4 protein-coding genes are annotated in these 4,822 nt (G+C 41.4%); 1 reads left to right on the top strand and 3 read right to left on the bottom strand.

Going from position 1 to position 4,822, the window contains the following annotated elements; translation table 11 throughout:
* From VR7878_RS19115 to zur, 3 genes are all read right to left on the bottom strand, one after another.
* On the bottom strand, nucleotides 1-90 hold a 90-nt coding region (locus VR7878_RS19115; protein WP_205409443.1), incomplete at its 3' end, for a transposase.
* Between the two features lie 203 nt (nucleotides 91-293).
* Nucleotides 294-755 carry a chemotaxis protein CheX gene (locus tag VR7878_RS19110; protein ID WP_038186035.1) on the bottom strand — a complete coding sequence of 154 codons (462 nt, stop codon included), beginning with the start codon at nucleotides 753-755 and terminating at the stop codon, nucleotides 294-296.
* Nucleotides 745-1,227 carry a zinc uptake transcriptional repressor Zur gene (gene zur, locus VR7878_RS19105; RefSeq protein ID WP_059122844.1) on the bottom strand — a complete coding sequence of 161 codons (483 nt, stop codon included), beginning with the start codon at nucleotides 1,225-1,227 and terminating at the stop codon, nucleotides 745-747. The genes VR7878_RS19110 and zur overlap by 11 nt, the downstream gene beginning before the upstream one ends.
* A 1,651-nt stretch (nucleotides 1,228-2,878) precedes the next feature.
* Here zur and VR7878_RS19100 point away from each other — a divergent pair.
* On the top strand, nucleotides 2,879-4,822 hold a 1,944-nt coding region (locus tag VR7878_RS19100; protein WP_139344159.1), incomplete at its 3' end, for a condensation domain-containing protein.

Raw genomic sequence — 4,822 nt, 5'->3', positions numbered from 1 at the left:
GTAGAACACTTGCCTTCTATATTTCGGTGCAAAGACTATGTGGTATTTACAGTTCCAGCGCGTGTGCGCTAAGCTCTTTTCGTCCCCCATTGGGACCCCCTTTCAATTCTTAATTAACTCTTGTAGTTGCCAGACCACAAGACGTTTTTATCAAATTGAAAGGGGTTATATAACTGACTTATAGCTGTAAGCTTTACGGAACCCCCAGCCTAGCTGGGGGTTTTCTCTATACAATAAACAGGGGATGGCAACGCCATCTCCTGTTTTTACATTGATACAAAGCGGAAAGAGACTTATTCGAAGCAGATCTCGATAAATGCATTTCCCCATGTCGAGGTGAAAGGCATGATTATGATGGCTCCTTCGCACTTGTGGCGAATCGTATGACCTCGGCCAGAGACGACAACCGGGGTTGCCATATTGAAATCAAAACCACTCTCTGCAAGTATTCTTTTGGCTCCGCCGGTCACCATATTGGTGATTTCACCCACCATATCGGTCACTTCTTCATTCAAGCCATTCGGGCGTTCACCCAACATATTTTGCATGATTTCTAATGCAAGACTCTCATCGAAAGTGATCGACATCGATCCCCGAGTTTGATCGCCAACCATACCGATCAGACCTGAAATATCACCTCGGGCAATTTCATCTTTTTTGACTCTTGGCTTTTGAGGTTTCAATTCAAGTGAAGCCATTGTTTTTAAGACGTTCATCAGAGACGCTAAAAACGGATTTACAAACTCAGCGCGCATAATCTTTTACTGTTTCTCTCTTTGTTTCTGAGGAGCACGTTTGGCAAATACCATGAGATTCAATGACATGATTTGTAATCTTAAATCCGTGCTTCTCTGCATTATGTTCCAGTGATGAGACCAGCGTCTCATCCTGAAGTTCGGTCACATCACTACATTGTTTGCAGATTAAAAGATGTGAGAAGTGTTTATGAGCATTACAAGAGCAACATGAAATGTAACTGTTTGTTGACTCAACACGGTGGATGAAGCCTTGCCCCATCAGAAAATCGAGTGCCCGATAAACGGTCGGTGGTTTTGCCTGCGGTTCGCTTTGCTGTAGCGCTTCAAGCAGCTCATAGGCACTGGATGCTTTCCTACTGGAACAGATAAGCTCAAAGACCTGTTTACGTTGAGAAGTCAACCTGACACCTCTTGCAGCGCATATCTCTTCTATCTGTTTTGTTAAATTGTGGTCCAAATTCATCACCATAACCACTGGAGTCTTTTAATAATATACTATTTCAACGGTAATATCGTTCAACTTTTCCAATATTTCCTAGTGTAACAGCAATCATCCTGTCAGTAGAGCCACATCTTTTTAGATGGTTTCACGCATCCTTCCCTCAGACGGGAAAACATAGCAACCTAACTCAACCCTTTATACCGTATATCTTGGTCTATAGTCTTGTTCGTGATCCAATTTATTTCAAAATTATGTGATGGTTTTTGAAAGTATTGGGTACGTAAGACTCCCCGTTTTGTGATTTATATCTCGTTATATCGGCATCAGTAGATGTGACACATGTTGTCATATCCAGCTCAAAGCGTAAATCGGGTCGGGCGAGGGAATTTGAGTTTTTTATTACTCAGATGCGAATATATTGTTTGGTACTTATAAACAGACTGTTGAGTCGTAAGATAAGCTCAAAAAAGATGGATAGTATGGTTTTCATTATTAATGAAAGACAGATTTTATTTTTATGTTTATCTATTTTTTGGGGGTAATTTAATTTTGTATGAAAATAATAAATCTATCCTGTATCAGCATGTCACTTTAATATGTGACTTTTATGAATCCTCATTGATTGGCATATAAAATAAATTTCATGCACTTGGTTTTTTGAGTTTTTACACTAATTATATTGGTCGTATAAATATTTATTAAGAATGTGTTGACTGTGAAAAACTAGTTCCCCTGTCTGATTAATATGTTTTCTATCATTATTTTTTTTCTGTTTCATGTGTTGAAAGTGTCCTGCTCTTAATAGCAAATATTAATCACCTATCCTGATAGCGCGCTATTAATCAGGGTTGGTCGTTACTGTAAAAATCATGTAACCTTGCTAACAATTCTTGAAGGTGATCAAATTTTTTAAAAATAGTTTTGGTTTAGGTTGAGAATTACAGAATGTGAGATACTCCGATGATAAAAATTTTGCCAATTGATATATTGATTTTTTGTTTCAATGCGGGATTTTTATCTATTTTTTGTGTTTATTTTTCAATTAAATTCTTATTTTTATGCTGAATAGGCCATGGAATGGAAAATTATTCTTTTATTCTTGTCGTTTGAATGAATTTATAACCTTTTTGTATCCATCTGTTTTTTAATGATTATTTTATTTTTTGTATCAACGCGCTGCTATAAATGTCATTTGTATATAGTTAAAATTTTTTTGCATTTTATTATATGAAAATATCATTAACAATTTGGCTTTAGTTTAAAATTTGAGCGATTCATCTAAGGAATGAAGTGTATTTTTGATATTCTTATTACTATATGATGATGATTATAATTGCTTTTAATATTTATAATTTTGTTATTTTGCTGTTTTTTTATGGAGTATTGTAATTTGGTGTGCGGCTGATGTGTGTCAAAATAATATAACTTGATTGTCAGAGAACGAATGGGTAATTTTGTTTGTAAATGTTAACCATTGGGTAGGTTCGGTTTAAATATAGAAACCCAAGAATGAAAAATATTATTAATAATACATTTGTCATTAATTAACTGTCATTTTTGATTACGTCATATCAAGCATATATGAGGTTTTAGTATCTGGTGTTACACATGTCAGGTGCTCTTTGTCTTATGCGTAAAATACAAATAATAAAAAATAACAAATGAAGGTTGGTGCTATATGAATACGAATATTCGCGAAGCAAGCAAGCAAAGTTCACTCCTCCACGCTCAGTCAAATGTGTCTTCCCCTTCACCACTCTCTACGCCACAGAAAGGAATCTGGTTCGCCCAGCATATTGTTAATCATGTTGGTTCCCGGGTATTCAAAGTTGCCGGGTATTTGGATCTGCCGGGGAGGATTAACCCTGAAATGATGGAGGCTGCGGTAAGACAAGGTGTCGGAGAAGCCGAAACATTCCATATCAAAACGGGTTACTACGAAGAGACACTGCAACAAACCGTTGAATACTTCTTTGATTGGGAATTACCTTTTATCGACTTGTCTCAGGAGCCGGACGCAGATGCTTTAGCGATGGCATGGATGGAAAAACGCCTCGACCATCCTGTCTCGGCCGGGGAAAGAACAGTCTTGTTTGATTTTGCGTTGCTAAAAGTCCACGCCGAACAATATTACCTTTATTGTAGTGCTGACCATATTACCACTGACGGATATGGTTTCATGATGGTTATCGCGCGTTTTGCAGAAATATATTCAGCATTAAATGCCGGCCAGCCGATTCCGGAAAGCCAATTATTAGGGATTGAAGCCCTGATCGAGGCCGAAAATACGTACCGTGATTCAACAGGCTTTGCGCGTGACCGTGAATACTGGCTGGACTATATGGCTCAGGTGCAAACCTACCAGTCGCTCAGTTTGGCCGGGCAAAGTGCGCCATGTTCTCAAGTTATCAGTGAACGACATCGGCTTCCTCTGGATATTTATACGCGTTTAAAGGGCGTTGCTGAGCGTTATCAAACCAATCTGGCAACACTTATCACAGCATTGGCTTCGGTTTATTTACATTTGATGACCGGAGAGTCGTCAATGATGCTCGGTTTTACGCACCGAGGAAGGATGGGACGACCTCTGCGGCGGACAACGGGGATAGCAGTCAACATTTTGCCGCTGGGCGTGCAGGTCGATGCGGATACCACATTTGAGCAGTTGCTGGAACAAGTTGCTCTTCATGTCGGTAAAACATCCAGACATTCCCGTTATTATAGTGAGGATCTGCGACAAGAAACGAAGCTCATTGCTGAGAAAGACTGTTGGTATAGCACCGTACTCAACTTTGTCCCTTCTGAATATGAACTGTTTTTTGGCGATGTTTCTGCAACCGTCGTAAATACCGCAATTGGCCCGGTTGATGATCTGTCGTTTACATTTTATGACCGCGGGCCGCAGCAAGGTTTGACCCTGTATCTCAATGCCAACCACGATTTGTATGAAAGGCAGGAAGTTCAATGTCATCTGAGACGCCTAGAGTCTTTTTTGAGTGAATGTGTTCGCGACGAATCTGATATCACTTACCCGGCACGGCTGAGTGTTTTGTCACAAGATGAACGTGATTTAGTGCTCAACCAGTTTAATCAGACCGCAATGCCATATCCCGGGCACGCATGTCTTCACCAGTTATTCGAAAAACAAGCCGTGCAGACCCCTGATGCGCCGGCCGTCGTCTCGGGCGATGACTCCTTAAGTTATGCCGCGCTGAATACCCAGGCCAATCAGCTAGCCCATTGCCTGATTGCACTCGGCGTGACGCCGGGCAGCTATGTTGCGGTGATGGTCGAACGCAACTGCGCGATGGTCACCACCTTACTCGCGACCCTCAAAGCAGGCGGTGCCTACGTACCGCTAGACCCGCTGTTCCCGTCCGAGCGGCTACAATACATGGTGGCCGACAGTCGCCCGGTGGTGCTGATTACCGACGGGACGGTTGATATTGCCGCGACATTCGGTGCGCAGGCGTCGCAGCTACAGGTTTTGACACTCAATCGTGAATCATGGGCGGATGAGCCGACAGATAACCCGGTGGTTCCGGCACTGAGCAGCGAGCATCTGGCGTATGTAATTTATACCTCCGGCTCAACCGGACAACCGAAAGGGGTAATGGTGCCG

It is taken from the genome of Vibrio ruber DSM 16370, assembly GCF_900163965.1.
Taxonomy (GTDB): domain Bacteria; phylum Pseudomonadota; class Gammaproteobacteria; order Enterobacterales; family Vibrionaceae; genus Vibrio; species Vibrio ruber.
Note: the sequence above shows the minus strand (reverse complement) of the source record. Positions and strands in the feature narration are given on the sequence as shown.